This is a genomic window from Pseudomonas sp. Mn2068 (assembly GCF_049319725.1).
GTDB classification, from domain to species: domain Bacteria; phylum Pseudomonadota; class Gammaproteobacteria; order Pseudomonadales; family Pseudomonadaceae; genus Aquipseudomonas; species Aquipseudomonas gingeri.
In genome coordinates, this window is the sequence record NZ_JBMOUG010000006.1 from 282,779 (window position 1) to 302,595 (window position 19,817).

Below are 19,817 nucleotides of genomic sequence, written 5' to 3' on the forward strand. Positions count from 1 at the left end.
GCGGGCTTGCCCGCGAAGGGGCCCGCACCGGCACCACACCTCTTGCGCCTTAAACCGTCGCCGCACGCCGCTGCACGAAGCGGTCGACATATTCATCGGCCGGCGAATGGAGGATTTCCTTCGGAGTCCCGACCTGGATCAGCTTGCCGTCCTTGAGAATCGCGATGCGGTTGCCGATGCGCACGGCCTCGTCGAGGTCGTGGGTAATGAACACGATGGTCTTGTGCAACGTCTTCTGCAGCTCCAGCAACTGGTCCTGCATCTCGGCGCGGATCAGCGGGTCGAGCGCACTGAACGCCTCGTCCATCAGGATGATGTCGGTGTCCGCCGCCAAGGCCCGGGCCAGGCCGACGCGCTGGCGCATGCCGCCCGACAGCTGGTGCGGGTACTTGTTCTCGTAGCCCTTGAGGCCCACCGTGTTGATCCAGTGCAGCGAACGCTCGACGCACATTTCCTTGCTCTCGCCACGGACCTTGAGGCCATAGGCGACGTTTTCCTGCACGGTCTTGTGGGGCAGCAGGCCGAAGCTCTGGAACACCATGCTGATCTTGTGCCGGCGGAATTCGCGCAGGGCTTCCATGTCGTGCTGGAGGATGTCCACGCCGTCCACCAGGATCGCGCCGCTGGTCGGGTCGATCAGGCGGTTGAAGTGGCGGACCAGGGTCGACTTGCCGGAACCCGACAGGCCCATGATCACGAAGATCTCGCCGGTGCCGATGGTCAGCGACAGGTCGTTGACCCCGACCACGCAGCCGGTCTCGGCCAGCACCTGGTCCTTGGTCTTGCCCTGGCGGATCATGTTCAGCGCGTCATTGGAACGCGCCCCGAAAATCTTGAAGACGTTCTTGACTTCGATCTTGCTGACGATGGAATCAGTCATTTGCTCACCTCATGGCGCGGACGACCATAGGCCTGGGTAATGCGGTCGATGACCACGGCGAGAATCACGATGGCCAGCCCCGCTTCGAGACCGCGCCCGACGTTCAGGGTCTGGATCCCGACCAGTACATCTTCGCCCAGGCCACGGGCACCGATCATCGAGGCGATCACCACCATCGACAGGGCCATCATGGTGGTCTGGTTGATCCCGGCCATGATGCTCGGCAGGGCCAGCGGCAGTTGCACGCCGAACAGTTGCTGCCAGCGGTTGGCACCGAAGGCATTGATCGCTTCCATCACTTCGCCGTCCACCTGGCGGATACCCAGGTCGGTCAGGCGGATCAGCGGCGGCGCGGCATAGATCACCGTGGCGAAGATCGCCGGGACCTTGCCCAGGCCGAACAGCATCAGTACCGGGATCAGGTACACGAAGCTGGGCATGGTCTGCATGATATCCAGCAGCGGCATCAGCACCGAACGCAGGCGATTGCTGCGCGCCGACAGAATGCCCAGGGGAATCCCGATCAGTACCGAGATCAGCGTCGCCACCAGCATCAGTGCCAGGGTCTGCATCAGCTTGTCCCACAGGCCGACCGCGCCCACCAGGAACAGCAGGCCGACGATCACCGCGGTGGTCACCACCTTGCGGGTGGCGTGCCAGGCGATACCGCCGACGATGGCCAGCATCAACCACCAGGGCGCCAGGCGCAGCAGGCCTTCCAGATTGACGATGGCCCACAGCAGGGTGTCGGAGATATGCCGGAACACATCGCCGTAGTTGGTCACCAGCGAATCAACCCAACCGTTGACCCAGTCGGCGATGGAAAACGTGAAATTCTCGGGAAACATTGGAAACTCTCGATCAAGTGGATGTAGCGAACGTCCCGGCCAGCCTTCCGGTTAGCCGGGAGGTAGTCGACCTACAGAGCCGCGTTGATTTTCTTGGCAGCGTCAGCGCTGACCCAAGCCTGCCAGACCTCAGGGTGTTCCTTGAGGAAGATTTTCGCCAGCTTTGGCGATTCGATCCGTTCCTTGGTCATGCGTCCCAGGTTCTGGTTGAGCAGATCGATCGGCAGATTAGCCTTTTCCAGCACGGCGACCAATTCAGGTGCTTCGTCGTGGAACGTCTTGGACAGACCGACCTTGATGCTCACGCTCTTGTCGACACCCGGTTTTTCTTCCAGCTTGACCAGGTCCACCTGGCCCATCAGCGGCGTCGGCGACCAGTAGTAGAACAGAATCGGTTCGCCACGCTTGTAGCTCGACAGCACCGCGGCATCCAGAGCCGGCCCGGTGCCAGGTCGGAAGTTGGTGTAGGTGCTTTCCAGACCGTAGCTTTTCAGCATCTCGCTGTTGTCCAGCTCGCAGGTCCAGCCGGCCGGGCAGTTGTAGAAGCGACCCTTGCTCGGCTCTTCCTGATCCTTGAACACCGAGGCGTATTGCGCCAGGTCGGAGATCTTCTTCAGGTTGGGCGCCTTGGCTTCGATCTTGCGCTTGGCATCGCCTTCGACCACATAACGCGGCACGTACCAGCCTTCGATGGCACCGACCACCGGAGCGCCGACACCGACGACCTTCCCGGCTTTCTCGGCCTTGTTCCAGACTTCACTGCGGCCGACCCACTCCTCGGCGAAGACCTGGATATCGTTGCTGCTCAGGGCGTTCTCCATGGTGATGGAGTTGCCTGGCAGGCTGTCGGTCTTGCAGTCGTAGCCTTTTTCCAGGACGAACTGCAGGACGTCGGTCAGCAACATGCCGCTTTCCCAGTTGAGGCCTGCGAACTTCACCGGTTTACCGGACTCGCACCAGCCGGCGGCCTGGCTTGCGCCGGCAGCTGCCAACAGGCCGAGGGATAACGCCGTGGTCAGCAGGGTCTTTGTCATTTTCATTATGTGACGCTCCTAATCATGAATGGGTTAACGGCAGTCAAGAGGCATCCGGCCCGGGTTGGCCTGCAAGCAGGCCCTGTCCACGTATTCCAATGCAGGTACCGGGTGGGGCCGACGGCTAGACAGCCGACGGTTGGACCCGGGCACCCACCTTTTGTGCTGCAACGTCGCCCTGCTCTACCGGCAGGATCAGGCGATCAGGAACCGCGCCATGCCACTTCTTCGCGGCGAAGTAATACAGCGCCGCCGGAACCACCAGGCCGATGATCCAGGAGATATCGGTATCGCCCAGGCTCGCCACCAGGGGACCGGTGTAGAAGTGCGTGGAAATGAACGGCATCTGGATCAGCACGCCGAACACATAGATGCTGATGCCCATGATGTTCCAGCGACCGTAGCGCGCGTCGGGATCGGACAACGCAGGGATGTCGTAGCGTTCCTTGGTGATGCAGTAGAAGTCCACCAGGTTGATCGCGCTCCAGGGCGTGAAGAACGCCAGCAGGAACAGGATGAACGCGGAGAAGTCCTTGAGGAACGAGTCCTTGCCGAGCAGCGCCAGGGCGGCGGCGATACTCACCATGATGAAGATGTACAGCAGGCGCACGCCGCTGGAGATATGCCGGCTGCCACGGAAACCGCTGATGATGGTGGCGATCGACATGAAGCTGCCATAGGCGTTCAGCGTGGTCACGGTGACCTTGCCGAAGGCCACGGCGAAGTACAGCGCCGCCGCGACAATCCCGGTACCGCCGAGACTGACGATGAACGAAACCTCGTGGTGGGCGAATTGCGAGCCGGCCAGGGCCGCCGCGAACACGCCGAAGACCATCGAGGCCTGGGCGCCGATCACCGAACCCAGGCCCACGGCCCAGAAGGTTTTCGAGGCCGAGGTGCTGCGCGGCAGGTAACGCGAGTAGTCCGCCACGTAGGGCCCGAACGCGATCTGCCAGGATGCCGACAACGACACCGCCAGCAGGAAACTCGCCAGGGAGAAATGCTTGTTGCCCAGCAGCGCGGAAATATCGTTGCCGGCCAGCAATTTGTAGAACAGGTAGATGAAGGCGATCACCCCCAGCACACTGGCGATACGGCCGATGCCGTGGATCACCCGGTAGCCGAAGATGGTGAAGACCATGATGGAGGCGGCGAACAGCACGATGCCGACCCAGTCTTCGACATGGAGCAACTGCGCCACCGCCTGCCCGGCCAGCAGCGAGCCGCTGGCCGAGAAGCCGATGTACATCAGGCACACCAGCACCAGCGGAATCACCGCACCGTAGACACCGAACTGCACGCGACTGGAGATCATCTGCGGCAGGCCCAGTTGCGGGCCTTGCGCGGCATGCAGCGCCATCACCCCGCCGCCGAGCAATTGCCCGAGCAGCAGGCCGACCAGCGACCAGTACACATCACCGCCGAGCACCACCGCCAACGCGCCGGTGACAATTGCCGTGATCTGCAGGTTGGCACCCAACCACAGGGTGAACTGACTGAGTAGACGACCGTGTCTTTCCGCTTCCGGGATGTAGTCGATCGAACGCCTTTCGATCAACGGTTTGTTGCTTGCACGATCATGTGACCCAGCCATTGTTCAACCTCTATGGATTGTTTCCGTTAGGGGTACAGCGTTGGTGAAACCTGCTCCAGGTGAAACACTGCGCTTGCAGGAGCCGGCAAGCCGGCCCCCACAAGAGTTGCCTGCAACCGCTTATTTGCCGGTAATCATGGGCAGGTTCAGGCCCTGTTCTTTTGCGCAGTCGATGGCGATCTGGTAACCGGCATCGGCGTGGCGCATGACACCGGTCGCCGGGTCGTTGTGCAGCACGCGGGCGATACGCTCGGCCGCTTCGTCGGTACCGTCGCAGACGATCACCATGCCCGAGTGCTGGGAGAAGCCCATGCCGACGCCGCCGCCGTGGTGCAGGGAAACCCAGGTCGCGCCGCTGGCGGTGTTGAGCAGGGCATTCAGCAGTGGCCAGTCGGACACGGCATCGGAACCGTCCTGCATCGATTCGGTTTCGCGGTTCGGGCTGGATACGGAACCGGAATCCAGGTGGTCACGGCCGATCACGATCGGTGCCGACAGCTCGCCGCTGCGGACCATTTCGTTGAAGGCCAGGCCCAGCTTGGCGCGCAGGCCCAGGCCAACCCAGCAGATACGCGCCGGCAGGCCCTGGAAGCTGATGCGCTCGCGCGCCATGTCCAGCCAGTTGTGCAGGTGGGCGTCGTCCGGGATCAGCTCCTTGACCTTGGCGTCGGTCTTGTAGATGTCCTGCGGATCGCCCGACAGCGCGGCCCAGCGGAACGGACCGATGCCGCGACAGAACAGCGGACGGATATAGGCCGGGACGAAGCCGGGGAAGTCGAACGCGTTCTCGACGCCTTCTTCCTGGGCCATCTGGCGGATGTTGTTGCCGTAGTCGAAGGTCGGGATGCCTTGCTTCTGGAAGTCGAGCATCGCCTTGACGTGCACGGCCATGGAGGCCTTGGCGGCCTTCACCACCACTGCAGGTTCGGTGAGGGCGCGAGCGCGGTACTCTTCCCAGGTCCAGCCGGCCGGCAGGTAGCCGTTGAGCGGGTCGTGGGCGCTGGTCTGGTCGGTGACCATGTCCGGGCGCACGCCGCGCTTGACCAGTTCCGGAAGGATTTCCGCCGCGTTGCCGAGCAGGGCAATGGAAATCGCCTTGCCTTCCTTGGTGTATTTGGCGATACGCGCCAGGGCGTCGTCGAGGTCGGTGGCCTGTTCATCGACATAACGGCTGTTCAGGCGGAAATCGATGCTGACCTGCTGGCATTCGATGTTCAGCGAGCAGGCGCCGGCGAGGGTGGCCGCCAGGGGTTGTGCGCCGCCCATGCCACCCAGGCCCGCGGTCAGCACCCAACGACCTTTCAGGTTGTTGTCATAGTGCTGGCGACCGGCTTCGACGAAGGTTTCATAGGTGCCCTGGACGATGCCCTGGCTGCCGATATAGATCCAGCTGCCGGCGGTCATCTGGCCGTACATGGCCAGGCCCTTGGCATCCAGTTCGTTGAAATGTTCCCAGGTGGCCCAGTGCGGCACCAGGTTGGAGTTGGCGATCAGTACGCGCGGCGCGTTGCTGTGGGTCTTGAACACGCCGACCGGCTTGCCGGATTGCACCAGCAGGGTCTCGTCGTCATTCAGGTTGGTCAGGCTCTCGACGATCTTGTCGTAGCACTCCCAGTTCCGCGCGGCCCGGCCGATACCGCCGTAGACCACCAGTTCCTTGGGGTTCTCGGCCACTTGCGGGTCGAGGTTGTTCATCAGCATCCGCAGTGGCGCTTCGGTCAGCCAGCTCTTGGCGGTCAGCTTGTTGCCACGGGCGGCACGGATTTCGACGTCACGGCGCTTGGTAAAAGTGGCGGTAGGTTTCTGGGTATTCTCAGTCACGAAAAAACTCCTCTGCGATCGTCCAAACCCGCCCAGGCAGTGGGCAAGCGAGCTTGTGCGGGCGAGGCCCTCACAAGCGGAAAAATTAGGGTGGCGCATCACTGTCCCTGGTGACTCATACGCACACATCTTTACTTGTACATACAAGCATATGCAATCAAGCGGCCAACTTGAGAATCAGGTGCTGAAGAATTTTTCAGAATAGTCGGCGAACGCCGTGGGACGGGGCTTGGAGCGGAAAATGAAATTGTAGGACGAAGAGAAGCTGCGGGTAGGAAGCTGTTACCGGAAGAAGGTTTTGCGCCATGCTGGGGCGTTCGGTAACAAGTTGGTGCGCGAAAGGGCTGATCGTTCCCACGCTCTGCGTGGGCATGCAGCCCGTGACGCTCTGCGTCACAAAGCGGACGCGGAGCGTCCAGTGAGGCGTTACCACGCAGAGCGTGGGAACGATCAATGAGTGGGCGCGCCCACTCACCGGGTCAGGCGGGCGTCAGTTCGATCACACAGCAACGGCCGGTCACCGACACTTCCAGCAACTGCTCGTTGCTGTCCAGTTGCAGGCAGTCGTGGCGGCCCAGGACTTCGTAGCCGGTACTGCCCAGGCCGACATGCAGTTGATCGCTGACACTGAAGATCAGCAGCACCGCCGCCGAGCTGAAGAAACGCTTCGGCTGCGCGGCATCCAGCCATTGCAGGCGGGCGTTGTAGCGATCCGGGGCATAGATCAGGTTGAAGTCGCGGATCGGCCCGTCGAGCAGGGTGCAACTGACCTGGCTCGCGCCACTGAAGGCAAACGGGTCCAGCGGCAGCAGCGCGCGGGTGCGCTCGCCGTCGACCTGCAGGGTCATGCCCGCGCCCTGCAGCACGGTGATGATCCGTTCGTAGCCGGCGAAGCTGGAAAAGCCGCCCGACTCGCCGATATCGGCAATCGACAGGCGCCAGCCGAAACCGTCCAGGCCCTCGCCGGCGTCGCGGGTGATTTCCTCGGTGCTGCCGCCGCCGTTTTTCCACGGCATGCGCGGGTAATCCGCCGCGCGCAAGACTTTCAGTGAACTCATTTGGTAAAGCGTCCTTCCAGGCGATGACGGGAACCAGGGTGGATCAGACGGGCGGCGGTCACCGGCTGGCGACCGGACCAGGTGCGGCGACGGATCATCAGGCACGGCTCGCCCGGCTCGATCTGCAGCAGCTTGCATTCGGTGGCGTCGGCGAGGATGGCTTCGACCACATGCTCGCCTTCGGTCAGCGGCGCGACCTGGGACAGGTAGGCGTACGGCGTCTGCAGGGTGAAGTCCTGCTTGAGGTAGTCCGGCGCCACCAGTGCATTGACGAAGCGGTCTTCGATCTGCACCGGGATATCGTTCTCGAAATGCACGATCAGCGAGTGGAAGACCTTCTGCCCTTCGCGCATGTCCAGGGCCACGGCGCGTTCAGAGCCGGCGGCTTCTTCGCCCAGGGTGATGATCTGGCAGGTATGGCGATGGCCGCGCGAGGCGATCTCATCGGCAATGTTGTGCACCTCGAACAGCGCCGACTGGCTCTTGGGCTCGGCGACAAAGGTGCCGACGCCCTGCATGCGCACCAGCAGGCCTTCGGCGGTCATTTCCCGCAGGGCACGATTGATGGTCATGCGGCTGTAGCCCAGTTGTTCCACCAGCTCGCTTTCGGACGGCACGCGGTAATGCGGCGGCCAGTTTCCACTGTCGATCTGCTGGGTGATCATCTGCTTGACGCGGGCATATAACGGCGCCGGACTGTCACCCATGTGGGCAGCCAGCGGGTTGTTGGCAGGCGGAGTCGGCACAGGAAATCCTTGTTCGATTTTAAAGGTTGCTAGCTTGCCGGAGTTTACCGGGCAGGCAAACGTCTGTATATGTATATACAAATAACACACGATGGGGTGCTGAACCATGTCCGCCTTCTTTGCCGAACGCGCGCTGCTGCCCAGTGGATGGGCCAAAAACGTACGCCTTGAGGTCAACGCCGCGGGCGTGCTGGCCCAGGTCCAGGCCGATTCCCATGCAGAAGGCGCCGAACGGCTGAGCGGCCCGCTGTTGCCGGGCATGCCGAACCTGCATTCCCACGCTTTCCAGCGGGCGATGGGCGGCCTGGCGGAAGTGGCCGGCAATCCGAACGACAGCTTCTGGACCTGGCGCGACCTGATGTACCGACTGGTGGGCAAGATCAGCCCGGAGCAGATGGGCGTCATCGCCCGCCAGCTCTATATCGAGATGCTCAAGGCCGGTTACACCTCGGTGGCCGAATTCCACTACGTGCACCATGACACCAATGGCCAGCCCTACGCCGATCCGGCGGAGCTGGGCTTGCGCATCAGCCAGGCGGCCGCGGACGCGGGCATCGGCCTGACCCTGTTGCCGGTGCTCTACAGCCACTCCGGCTTTGGCGGCCAGACCCCGAATGACGGCCAGCGGCGCTTTATCAACAGCACCGAGAATTACCTGAAACTGCAAGCCCGCCTGCAGCCGCTGCTGGCCCGGCAACCGGCCCAGGCCCTGGGCCTGTGCTTCCACTCGCTGCGAGCGGTGACGCCCGGGCAGATCAGCGAAGTACTGGCCGCCAGCGACCGGCAGTGCCCGGTGCACATCCATATCGCCGAGCAGCAGAAGGAAGTCGACGACTGCCTGACCTGGAGCGGCAAGCGGCCGCTGCAATGGCTGTACGACAATGTCGAGGTGGACGAGCGCTGGTGCCTGGTGCACGCGACCCACGCCGACGCCGGGGAAGTCACGCGCATGGCCCGCAGCCGGGCGATCGCCGGGCTGTGCCTGACCACCGAAGCGAATCTGGGCGACGGGATCTTCCCGGCGGTGGACTTCCTCGCCCAAGGCGGCCGCATGGGTATCGGTTCCGACAGCCATGTGTCACTGAGCGTGGTCGAGGAACTGCGCTGGCTGGAATACGGCCAGCGCCTGCGCGATCAGCGGCGTAACCGCCTGTATCGCGCCGACCAGCCGATGGTCGGTCGCACTCTCTATGACGCGGCGCTGGACGGTGGCGCCCAGGCGCTCGGGCAATCGATCGGCAAGCTGGAAGCGGGCAAGCGCGCCGACTGGCTGGTGCTCGACGGCAGCGACCCGTACCTGGCAACCGCCCAGGACGATGGCATTCTCAATCGCTGGCTGTTCGCCGGCGGCGACCGTCAGGTCCGTGACGTCATGGTCAACGGTCAGTGGGCGGTACGGGGTGGACGGCATGCGGGCGAGGAAGAGAGCGCGCAGGCATTTACCCAGGTCTTGCGTGATCTGCTGAACTGAGCGGACAAGCCCGCCACAAACCTGTAGGAACTACCCCATGATCGTTCCCACGCTCCGCGTGGGAATGCATCCCGTGACGCTCCGCGTCACCCAGCGCGGCGTGCCCACGCAGAGCGTGGGCACGATCATCAACGCCGGTCAGCCTGAATCAGTGCGGCATCTTCGAGTCCGGCGTACGCCAGATCAGCCGTGTGGTGTCGTAACCCTGCTGGCGCGCCCGGCTCAGCAGGTCCTCGCGCACGTCCGCATTGACCTTGGTCGAGCGTGACAGCAGCCACAGGTAGCGTCGGCTCGGATCACCGACAATCGCGGTGTGGTAGTCATCGCTGACATACAGCACCCAGTAGTTGCCCTTGGCCAGGCCCGGCAGCAAGGCGGTGAACCAGTTGTCGAAGCGTACCCACAGCTTGTCGGTCTGCCCCGGCACTTGCGGCGTCGCCGTCCCCTTGGCCTCCTCCCACTTCCATTGCTCGGTCAGGCAGCGATTGAATACCGCCATCCTGCCGTCGGGCATCAGGCTGTAGCGGGCTTCGGACTGGGCGCAGTTGCGCTGGAAATACATCGGCATTCGCGCCAGCTCGTACCAGGTGCCCTGGTAACGCTTGAGGTCGACATGACCTGCGGTTTTAGGCGCCAGGTCATCGCCCGACGTAGCGCAACCAGCCAGCAACAGGCCGGCCAAAAGAGTGACCACTAAACGCAACATTATTCTTCTCCCGAGGGCTTGCGCCCCGGTTTACTTCAGGCCTTGCCCGGAAAACATCAGGACTTTGTCACCGGCGTACTGCACGCTGATAAAGCTGTTCTTGTTACCCCAGGTACAACTGGACATGCCCAGCGCGCCGGAACAGTCAGAGGGACTGCCGAGCAACGACTCGACTTCGGCCTTGGGCATGCCCGTGGACAGCTTCGAGTAGTTTTCCTGGTTGACCTTGCTGCAAGCGACCAACAACACGCAAAACGACAGCAGAGCGAGAGAGCGCAACGACATGGGGGGAAACTCCTGGGGACGGAAAGGTCGGCACGGGGGCCTACCGCAAGCTTAGAAGAGAAAAGGGCCATCTGGTTCCCGACCCTACGACCTTTTCTTACGGCACTTTCCGTTGCAGATCAGCGCTTTTGCGAGGAAAACCGGCATTTCGTCGGCTTTACCGTCAAGAAACTAATATTTAACAAGACTGTGTCGAGATATAGAGGCGTCATGCCATCAAACGTGGCAAATTGTCGCCCCCTCGTTGACCAGCCTCTTGCGGACAGCCATTCGATGACCAAAAACTTCAAGTTCAGTCACAAGATCCTCCTGGCTGCGGCCCTGGTGGTCGCGGTGGCGTTCGCCTGCTTTATCCTGTTCAACGACTATCGCCAGCGCGAAGCCCTGCGCAGCAGCACCGAAGCCTCGATGCAGGAACTGGGCAGCCTGACCACCAGCAACATCCAGACCTGGGTGGAAAGCCGTATCCAGCTGTTGCAGTCGCTGTCGCAGCAGATCGCCGTGGACGGCAATTCCGCCGACAGCCTCAAGCGCGCCGTCGGCCTGCCCGCCTACACCGGCAACTTCCAGCTGAGCTATTTCGGCAGCCAGGAAGGCGTGATGTTCTCGGTCCCGGCGGGCAACCGCGCCGCCGACTACGACCCGCGCGCCCGTGGCTGGTACAAGGCCGCCACCGCCGCCCAGCAGACCATCGTCACCGAACCCTACATCGCCGCCTCCTCGGGCAAGCTGGTGATCACCCTGGCGACCCCGGTGCAGCACGACGGCAAGTTCATCGGCGTGACCGGCGCGGACATCGACCTGGGCAGCGTCAGCGCGATCATCAACTCGCTGAATTTCGGCGGCCACGGCCACGCCTTTATCGTCAGCGCCGACGGCAAGATCCTGGTTCACCCGGACAGCAAGCTGATTCTCAAGAACCTCGCCGAGGCCTATCCGAACGACACGCCGAAGATCAGCGCCGGCCTGAAGGAAGTCGCGGTGGACGGCAAGACCCAGTTCATCTCCTTCACCCATGTCAACGGCCTGCCTTCGGCCGACTGGTACGTGGCGCTGGTGCTCGACCAGGACACCGCGTTCTCGATGCTCAGCGAATTCCGCACCTCGGCGATCATCGCCATGGTGATCGCCGTGGTCATCATCATCGCCCTGCTGGGCATGCTGATCCGCGTGCTGATGCAGCCGCTGCACCTGATGGGCCGGGCCATGCACGACATCGCCGAAGGCGAAGGCGACCTGACCAAGCGCCTGACCATCCACGGCCATGACGAATTCGGCACCCTGGGCATGTCGTTCAACCGTTTCGTGGAGCGTATCCACACCTCGATCCGCGAAGTGGCGTCGGCCACCGGCCAGGTCAACGAGGTCGCCCTGCGGGTGGTCAGCGCCTCCAACTCGTCGATGCTCAACTCCGACCAGCAGGCCAGCCGCACCAGCAGCGTCGCGGCGGCGATCAACCAGCTCGGCGCCGCGGCCCAGGAAATCGCCCAGAACGCCGCCCTCGCCTCGCAGCATTCCAGCGACGCCCGCAGCCTCGCCGAAGACGGCCAGCAAGTGGTGGACAAGACCATCGTCGCGATGCAGCAGTTGTCGGCGAAGATCAGCGATTCCTGCGGCAATATCGAGACCCTGAACAGCAACACCGTGAATATCGGGCAGATTCTCGAAGTGATCACCAGCATTTCCCAGCAGACCAACCTGCTGGCGCTCAACGCCGCCATCGAAGCGGCACGGGCCGGTGAAGCCGGCCGCGGCTTTGCCGTGGTGGCCGACGAAGTGCGCAACCTGGCGCACCGCACCCAGGACTCGGCGCAGCAAGTGCAGAAGATGATCGAGGAGTTGCAGGTCGGCGCCCGGGAAGCGGTGAGCATCATGACCGACAGTCAGCGTCAGAGCGAAAGCAGCGTCGGCATCGCCAACCAGGCCGGCGAGCGGCTGGGCAGCGTGACCCAGCGGATCGGCGAGATCGACGGCATGAACCAGTCGGTGGCGACCGCGACCGAGGAACAGACCGCGGTGGTGGAATCGATCAACGTCGATATCACCGAGATCAATACGCTGAACCAGGAAGGCGTGGAAAACCTGCAGTCGACCTTGCGCGCCTGCGCAGACCTGGAACAGCAGGCGGCACGCTTGAAGCAGTTGGTCGGCAGTTTCCGGATCTGAAGCACAGCGCAAAACCCGTGGGAGCCGGCTGGCTGGCGATGGCGATATCCATGACGCAGATGATGCGACGGATGTACCGGCCTCATCGCCGCAAGCCGGCTCCTGCAGGTTTGGCTCGTACACAAAATCCGTGATCGATGCCGTACTGTGGGAGCGGGCTTGCCCGCGAAAGGGCCATCCGCCGTACAGCACCTCTTAGAACCGTGAACCGGGCTCCCGCAAAAACGCCACTTCCTCATCCGTGGACTCACGGCCGAGAATGGCATTGCGATGGGGAAAGCGCCCGAACCGGGCAATCACTTGCTGATGCCGTTCGGCATAGTCCAGGTTGTCGGCAAACACCGCCTGTTGCTCCGCCGGCTGCTCCCGAAGCAATGCCGCAAAGCGCGACACCGCTTCGTTCTGCACGGCCAGGTTCTCGCAGTGTTCGAACACCAGGTAGATAAACACCCGCTGCATCGCCGGCAGCTGCCGGTCGAAATCCGCGGCAATGCCCTGGGCCACCAGCGCCTGGGCGCGAGCGTCTCCGGAGAAAGCGTGCGGGGTATCGCGAAAGATCATCCGTGGCAACTGATCGAGCAGGAGCACCACGGCCAGCCAGCCTTCGGGACATTGCGTCCACTCGACCAGTCCGCCGGCCAGGGCCTGCTCGACCTGGTCCCCGAAACGCTCGCGCGCCTCGAGGTCCTGGCTGTCACGCTTGCCGAACCACAACCGTCCCTTGTCGGCCACTATCGCGACCGGCGTCCCGGCAGAACCGAACCACCAATCGAGTAACGGCTGCCAGGGCGCGGACATGGATTTACTCCTTGTGGTAGCCGGTGACCCGGGCCACTTCTTCCTTCGAGCCGAGGAACACGGCCACACGCTGGTGCAGGCCTTCGGGCTGGATATCGAGGATGCGCTGGTGACCGTCGGTGGACGCACCGCCCGCCTGCTCCACCAGGAACGACATCGGGTTGGCTTCGTACATCAGACGCAGCTTGCCCGGCTTGGACGGCTCGCGGCTGTCGCGCGGGTACATGAACAGGCCACCCCGGGTCAGGATGCGGTGCACGTCCGCAACCATCGCGGCGACCCAGCGCATGTTGTAGTTCTTTTTCAACGGGCCTTCTTCGCCGGCCAGCAATTCGCCGACATAGCGTTGTACCGGCGCTTCCCAGTGACGCTGGTTGGACATGTTGATCGCGAATTCCTGGGTGGAAGCTGGGATCGTGATGTCTTCGTGGGTCAGCACGAAGCTGCCCATTTCACGGTCAAGGGTGAAGCCTTTCACGCCATCGCCCAGGGTCAGCACCAGCATGGTCTGCGGGCCGTAGATGGCATAACCGGCGGCGACCTGCTGGGTACCTGGCTGCAGGAAGGCCTTTTCGTTCAGGGCTTCGTTCTGGCTCAGGTATTCGTTCGGGCAGCGCAGCACCGAGAAGATCGTCCCCACCGGGGCGTTGATATCGATGTTCGACGAACCGTCCAGCGGGTCGAATACCAGCAGGTAGGCGCCTTTCGGATATTTGCCGGGGATCTGGTAGGCATTGTCCATTTCCTCGGACGCCATGCCGGCCAGGTGACCGCCCCATTCGTTGGCTTCGAGCAGGATCTCGTTGGAAAGCACGTCGAGCTTCTTCTGCACTTCGCCCTGCACGTTCTCGGTGCCCATGCTGCCCAGCACCCCACCCAGCGCGCCCTTGGAGACGGCATGGCTGATTTCCTTGCAGGCACGCGCGACCACTTCGATCAGGAAACGCAGATCGGCAGGCGTGTTGTTGCTGCGGGTCTGCTCAATCAAATAGCGACTCAGGGTAACGCGGGACATGGATGGCTCCGGAGAAAGGGGGGGTCTGAAAACCCGCGCAGTTTAACGCGAGTTGCGTTGCAAATCCTCCTGATCAGACTCGGATGGCGCACAGAGAGTTCACAGGTCGGATTCAGCGTAGCCCAAAAGCGCCGTCAGGCGCCCAGGGCAGACAAGACCCGGTGGTCGGCCAGCACTGACGCCCCCCACCCTGTAGGAGCCGGCTTGCCGGCGATGGCGGTCGCAGGGGCGAGGCAGCTCTCAAGGGCCTCATCGCCGGCAAGCCGGCTCCCATAGGGGACGCGGCAAGCCGGGGGCAGTCTTCAGGCCTGTGGCTTGCGCAACAGGCTGAAGGCCATCCCCGCCAGCGCCGCCACGCCCAGCAGCAGGACCGCCCACAAGCCGATCTTCTTCCAGTCGGTGCCCGGCGGCGCCACGACCGCCGGCGGTTGCGCCGCGACCACCACCGCCGAACCCGGTGTCGCCTTGCCCAACCCGGCCAGGCGTTGCGGGCTGTAATCCGGAATCAGCGTCGACAGCGGCAGGTTCGCCGCGGCGACCGTCGCATTGCCCAGCGCCAGGGAGAACGGTGCATTGCCGCGCGCCAGAAACACCAGCTGCGTCGGTCGTACCGCATAACTCAGGGCCGGCGCCGTCGCACCGAGACCGCCACCACGTTCATCGACCGCCAGTTTCAATTGCGCCACCGCGTAACCGGACAGCTCGAGTCTGTCCTGCACCACGTCCTGACCATTCTGCGTCAAGCGATAGAGCAGGCCGCTGGTCAGCGCCTGCCAGGCCTCATTGGCGTTGCGCCGCCCATACAGGCGCACCGGCGCCAGGCTGTTGGGCTGGGCCAGGTCGATCCGCACCTGTTCCAGGTTCAGCCCGGCCGGCACGGCCCAGGTGTACTCGCCGGCCTTGGCACTGCTGCCCGCCAGCGGTTGCGACCAGGCCAGCGGCAACGACAGGCTGCTGGTGCTGCTCACCAACTGCGCGGCATTCAGTACCGGCGCCGACTGCGGCGCCTGCCACAACAGGCGCAGGTAACGCGCCGACTGACCGGGCAGGGTCACTTCGCGCTGCTCGATCCGTTCGTCGGCGAACGACAGCCGTGCGACCTGTCCATCGCCCCAGGACTGCCAGTGCTGCAAATCGTCACTGGCTTCGATGCTGAAACGCTGGAAGCCGTCGCGCTCGCTGGTCCAGTCGAGGACCAGTTGCTGCAACGGCGCCTTGATCGCACTGGCATCGAGCAACCAGCCACGCAGTACTTCCTCGCCGACCTCCAGCTGGCTGGACGGGGTTACTTCGACCAGGGTCCCGCTGGTGGTCGATTGCACGCGCACGCTGGGCGTCGCCTGGGGCGCGTCGGCCGAGCTGTAGAGCGGGAACCACTTCACATCGACCTGATGGCGCTGTTCCGTCGACTGCGCCTGCTCCTTGAGCAAGGCATAGGCCTGGGCTTCGCCCGCGGCATTGAACACCCGCACATCGTTCAGCTCGGGCTGGCGCGATTGCGCCTGCAAGGTCAATGGCAGCTCCACGCGATACCAGGGCCCTTCGCCGCCGAGGGTCAGGGGCACCAGCGTGCCGTAGTCGGCCGGTTTTTCCTGGGCCGCCAACGACGCGCCGACACACAGCAGCAGAATGCCCAGGCAGCCCGGGCTCAGCTTACGAATCAAGATGACACTCCTTCATTTTGCACTTGCGGCGGTTCGACATCCGGGCGCTTCGGCGGCAGCGGGGCGAAATACCCGACCACCAGCATCAGCACGCCCACGCCGATGAACGAGACGATCCGCGCCAGTCCGCCACGGTTGCTCAGCTCGACAAAGAACAACTTGGCCACCACCAGCGCGATCAACACCGCACCGATCAGCCAGACTTCGCGACGATGACGCAGGTGCCCGCCGATCATCAGGCTCAGGGCGATCAGGCTCCAGGCAATCGACAGCCCGGCCTGCACCAGCATCGACTCCAGCAGCGCATCGAGCTGGAACGGCACGCCGCCCCAATGGTGCGCGGCCCGCATGACCAGCGCGGTGACGAAGGCGAACAACGACAGCCCCGCCACCGCCTGGGTCGCCCATTCGGCTTGGCCGGCGCGGATACCGAACTGCGGCACCGCGCTGCGCGACCAGATATAGATCCCCATCAGGGCGAACAGCAGCCCCAGTTCCAGCGGGTTGAGCAGCGGCACATAGGGCAGTGGCTCGGCACTGCCATCACTGAAGGTGTTGGCCAGCCAGAACCAGGCAAGCATCAGCAACGCCAGTGGCAGGGCCGCGTACAGACGGTATTCGCGCGGATGGGCGGCAATCGGCCATGGCCCGTTGCGCGGCGCCGCCATCAGCACCAGGTACAGGCTCGGCAACACCGCGTAACCCAGCCAGCGCCAGGCGTTGTAGTGTTCGGACAACAGCAGCAGGCCGTAGCGCAGTTCCAGCGCCAGCACGCCGAGGATCAACCAGCAGCCCAGCACATGGGCGATGCTCAAGGCACGGGCCGGCAGTTGCGGCGCCAGCTTGCGCAAGGACAGCAGATGCACGACGAACACCGCCAGCCAGGCGAGCCAGCCGAAGTTCGCCGCCGGGTGGTAGCGGCTCGACCAGCTCATCAGCAGCACCAGTGCCGAGGCGGGCACCAGCACCGTGCAGAGCAGGGCCATGTCCGGCCAGCGCAGGCGCGCGGCCAACACGCTCCAGAGCGCAACGCTGCCGGCCGGCACCAGCAACATCCAGAATTGCCAGCCGTCATTCCCGGTCGCCCGCATCACTTCATACCACAGGGCGCCAAACCACCAGAGCGCGCCCCAGGTCAGCAGCACTTGCGAGAGGCGCCGCAGGTGCAAGCCATCGAACGCCGTCGCGGTCTTGCCCGCTTGCAGGCGCCAGGCGCCGATCAAGGCCACGATGCCGAGGACCATCGGCGTCCAGAAACCGCTATTGGCCAGCAGCGGCAAGGCGCTCTCCTCCAGGGAACCGGGATGCGGCCGATCCGCCAGCAGAAAGGCCGTGCCACCCACCACCTGCAACACTAGGCCGAAGACAAAACTCAGGCGCTGTTGCAGATACAGGCTCAGCCAGATGATCAGCAGGCCGCTGGCCGCCCACACGCCGCTGGCCGTGGCCCAGGGCAGGACAAACAGCACCGCCAGGTTGATCAGCGCCAGGCCCGCCAGCAGGATCACCGACAATGCCCGCAACAGGCGCGTATCGCCGCGGACCATCTCGTCCCGCGCCGCCAGCAACATCCCGGCAATCAGCGACAGGCCGATCAGCGAAGCGCTCATCAGGCCATTCCAGCCCGCGCTGAAGACGGCCGTCGAGTCTCCTTCGGCGCCCTTGAGGCGCAACAGGAACAAGGCGCCGCCGAGCAACTGCACGGCAAAGGCACTGAACAGGAAACTGCGCGATTGCAGGCGCAGCCCCACGAACAGAGTCACCAGTCCGGCCAGCGCCCAACTGATGGCCGTGCCCTGGGTGAAGAAAAACAGCGGGGCCAGCAGATAAAGGCAGGTCAGGCCGAGGCAGGCCAGCAACGGAATCGTCCGGCGCTCCCAGGCCTCCGTCTGGTCCGCCGGGGCCTGGCGCAACTGCTGGAAGCTGAACAGCAGCGCCAGTCCCAACAACAAGGCCCCCAGCGGCGCGCCATCGAGCAGACTGGTTTCACCGCCTTGCAGGGTATCGAGGAACGCCAGCGCCGACCCCACTTGCAGCAGCAAGGCAAAGGCCCGGGCGAACGGCCGTTGCTGGCGCAGGCCGAGCCAGAAAATGCCCGCGCCCTCCACCGCCCACGCCGCGGCGGTCCAGCGGGCGTCGAGGCCCAAGGGAATCGCCAGGCTGGCGAAGATCACGCCCAGCGCCAGGCAGGTCTCGCCCAGCAGCAAGGCGCGGCCACCCACCAGCAGACGGGCCAGGCCCATATAGACGATACCCAGCGCCAGGGCGCTGAACGCCGCCGCGAACTCGAGGTGCTGGACCAATGCGAACTGCAGGCCGAAGCCCACCAGCGGCGGCCCGAACAGCATCGTGCCATCGACATAGTCGCCCTGGCGCGCCGACCAGCGCAGCAGCCCCTCGCGACTGTCGTCCTGCGGTCCGACCGCCAGTTCACGGAGTTTGCGTCGGGCGAACAACAGGCCGATCGCCAGGTACATCAGGAAGAACAGCACCAGGAACGGCTCGGTGCTCCACAGCAATTGCGGTTGATAGGAACGCAGGCCCCAGGCGAACCCGATGCCGAAGGTGCCGACGAAACCGATCAGGTTGAGCAGGCGCCAGGCCTTGAACCAGGCGATGGCGAGGATCCCGGCATTCAACAGGGCGAAATAACTGAACAACGCGACATGGTTGCCGGAGCCGGTGGATGTCAGGATCGGTGCCGCGAAGCCGCCCAGGGCGGCAGCGGCGGCCAGGCCGAGGGCGTCCTGGGTTACCGCGAGAATCGCCGAGAACACCGTGACCGCCACCAGCAGGCCCAGCGCGGCGGAAGGATCGAGCAACGGGTGCAGGCGCATCGCGGCAAAGACCGTCAGGTACAGCACCGCGATCCCGGTGCCTTGCAGCATCAGGCCATAGTTGCTGTTGCGCAGGCGCAGCCACCAGCCCAGGCCCAGCAGGCCGAGGGCACAGGCGGCCACCCCGGCGTAGCGCACTTCGATCGGCACCACCATGCCCTCGGTGGCGTAGCGCAGCAGGAACGCCAGGCCGAGGAACAGCAGCAGCACGCCGACCCGCAACACGGTGTTGCCGCCAAACAGCCAGTTGCGCGCACCTGCCAGGGCACGTTCGATCAGGTTGGGCTCACGCGGAACCCGCGGCGGGGCCGGTTGGCGTGCCTCGGCCTGCATCGGTTCCGGTGCCCAGGCCTCCACTTCGGGGCGCAGGGCTTGCGGTTCATCGCGCCGCACAGGCTCGTGAAGCTCGGGGGGCAGTTCCCAGATCAGTTCGGGGACGGCGCGCAGCGCCTCGGGAACCGGCTGCGCAATCGGCTCGGCGGTCTGGGCCGGAGCTGGTGCCTGCTCGACCATCTGCGGTGAAGGTTCGACGGCGGCGGATGCCGCTGGGGCTTCTTCGGGCGCCCTCGTGCCGGAGATTTCGAGCTGGCGCACACGCGCCTCGACATTCGCCAGGGCGGTTTTCGCCCCTTGCAACTGGCTCAACTGCTCGGCCGCCTGCCGACCCAGGCTGGCCAGGCGAAACGCCTGGCCGATTCCCAGTCCGAGCAGCGCACCGATCAGGGCGTCGGCAACGGCCTCGTCGACCATCCAGCCCAACGCCAATCCGACCAGCATCAGAATCCATTGCATGCGCGATATCCCTAAGCGGCGTGACGGGGCCGGGAACTGATGCCCCGGCCGATCTGCCGCGTAGTATATCGATCCGGCCCCACGGGAGTGGGGTCGGCCTCA

The 19,817-nt window shown here is 64.1% G+C and carries 15 protein-coding genes and 1 pseudogene; 3 read left to right on the forward strand and 13 right to left on the reverse strand.

Going from position 1 to position 19,817, the window contains the following annotated elements; genetic code table 11:
- Window positions 1–49: 49 nt before the first annotated feature.
- The 7 genes from ACL9RJ_RS16355 to hutC form a co-directional block, all read right to left on the reverse strand.
- Window positions 50–880 (reverse strand): quaternary amine ABC transporter ATP-binding protein, encoded by an 831-nt coding sequence (locus ACL9RJ_RS16355; protein ID WP_017126953.1) that lies wholly within the window; start codon window positions 878–880, stop codon window positions 50–52.
- A complete protein-coding gene (locus tag ACL9RJ_RS16360; protein ID WP_017126954.1) occupies window positions 877–1,728 on the reverse strand; it encodes an ABC transporter permease in 852 nt (283 codons plus the stop codon). Before ACL9RJ_RS16360 ends, ACL9RJ_RS16355 begins: the two co-directional genes overlap by 4 nt.
- A 71-nt stretch (window positions 1,729–1,799) precedes the next feature.
- A complete protein-coding gene (locus tag ACL9RJ_RS16365) occupies window positions 1,800–2,768 on the reverse strand; it encodes an ABC transporter substrate-binding protein (RefSeq protein ID WP_017126955.1) in 969 nt (322 codons plus the stop codon).
- A 118-nt stretch (window positions 2,769–2,886) separates the two neighbouring features.
- Window positions 2,887–4,356 (reverse strand): purine-cytosine permease family protein, encoded by a 1,470-nt coding sequence (locus ACL9RJ_RS16370; RefSeq protein ID WP_103032933.1) that lies wholly within the window; start codon window positions 4,354–4,356, stop codon window positions 2,887–2,889.
- A 120-nt stretch (window positions 4,357–4,476) separates the two neighbouring features.
- Entirely contained in the window at window positions 4,477–6,177 is a 1,701-nt protein-coding gene (gene hutU / locus ACL9RJ_RS16375) for a urocanate hydratase (protein WP_017126956.1), read from the reverse strand.
- Between the two features lie 479 nt (window positions 6,178–6,656).
- Entirely contained in the window at window positions 6,657–7,235 is a 579-nt protein-coding gene (locus tag ACL9RJ_RS16380; RefSeq protein WP_017126957.1) for a HutD family protein, read from the reverse strand.
- Window positions 7,232–7,942 (reverse strand): histidine utilization repressor, encoded by a 711-nt coding sequence (gene hutC, locus ACL9RJ_RS16385; protein ID WP_177083827.1) that lies wholly within the window; start codon window positions 7,940–7,942, stop codon window positions 7,232–7,234. The genes ACL9RJ_RS16380 and hutC overlap by 4 nt, the downstream gene beginning before the upstream one ends.
- Before the next feature lie 145 nt (window positions 7,943–8,087).
- Between hutC and ACL9RJ_RS16390 the strand changes: the two genes are divergently transcribed.
- Window positions 8,088–9,452: a formimidoylglutamate deiminase gene (locus ACL9RJ_RS16390; RefSeq protein ID WP_422765464.1), complete on the forward strand. Its 1,365-nt coding sequence runs from the start codon at window positions 8,088–8,090 to the stop codon at window positions 9,450–9,452.
- Window positions 9,453–9,600: 148 nt separating this feature from the next.
- On the opposite strand, the gene ACL9RJ_RS16395 is transcribed toward ACL9RJ_RS16390, so the two are convergent.
- Both ACL9RJ_RS16395 and bamE read right to left on the reverse strand, forming a co-directional pair.
- Window positions 9,601–10,158 carry a lipocalin family protein gene (locus tag ACL9RJ_RS16395; RefSeq protein WP_177108487.1) on the reverse strand — a complete coding sequence of 186 codons (558 nt, stop codon included), beginning with the start codon at window positions 10,156–10,158 and terminating at the stop codon, window positions 9,601–9,603.
- Between the two features lie 30 nt (window positions 10,159–10,188).
- Window positions 10,189–10,443, reverse strand: coding sequence for an outer membrane protein assembly factor BamE domain-containing protein (gene bamE, locus ACL9RJ_RS16400; protein WP_017126961.1), 255 nt, complete (start codon window positions 10,441–10,443; stop codon window positions 10,189–10,191).
- A gap of 408 nt (window positions 10,444–10,851) precedes the next feature.
- Between bamE and ACL9RJ_RS16405 the strand changes: the two are divergent.
- Together ACL9RJ_RS16405 and ACL9RJ_RS16410 are read left to right on the forward strand one after the other, a co-directional pair.
- Window positions 10,852–11,751: pseudogene (locus ACL9RJ_RS16405) on the forward strand (HAMP domain-containing protein); the annotation flags it as partial.
- A 93-nt stretch (window positions 11,752–11,844) separates the two neighbouring features.
- Window positions 11,845–12,609, forward strand: a complete 765-nt coding sequence (locus ACL9RJ_RS16410) for a methyl-accepting chemotaxis protein (RefSeq protein ID WP_377652951.1) — start codon at window positions 11,845–11,847, stop codon at window positions 12,607–12,609.
- 195 nt (window positions 12,610–12,804) lie between these two features.
- Here the strand turns inward: ACL9RJ_RS16410 and ACL9RJ_RS16415 are convergent, their stop codons facing one another.
- From ACL9RJ_RS16415 to ACL9RJ_RS16430, 4 genes are all read right to left on the reverse strand, one after another.
- Window positions 12,805–13,407 carry a DUF924 family protein gene (locus ACL9RJ_RS16415; RefSeq protein ID WP_017126963.1) on the reverse strand — a complete coding sequence of 201 codons (603 nt, stop codon included), beginning with the start codon at window positions 13,405–13,407 and terminating at the stop codon, window positions 12,805–12,807.
- 4 nt (window positions 13,408–13,411) lie between these two features.
- Window positions 13,412–14,422 (reverse strand): class 1 fructose-bisphosphatase, encoded by a 1,011-nt coding sequence (locus ACL9RJ_RS16420; RefSeq protein ID WP_017126964.1) that lies wholly within the window; start codon window positions 14,420–14,422, stop codon window positions 13,412–13,414.
- 302 nt (window positions 14,423–14,724) lie between these two features.
- On the reverse strand, window positions 14,725–16,086 hold the full coding sequence (locus ACL9RJ_RS16425; RefSeq protein WP_422765465.1) for a DUF3999 domain-containing protein: 1,362 nt from the start codon (window positions 16,084–16,086) through the stop codon (window positions 14,725–14,727).
- Complete coding sequence (locus tag ACL9RJ_RS16430) at window positions 16,083–19,715, reverse strand: DUF2339 domain-containing protein (RefSeq protein WP_177118548.1); 3,633 nt, start codon at window positions 19,713–19,715, stop codon at window positions 16,083–16,085. The genes ACL9RJ_RS16425 and ACL9RJ_RS16430 overlap by 4 nt, the downstream gene beginning before the upstream one ends.
- Window positions 19,716–19,817 lie beyond the last annotated feature (102 nt).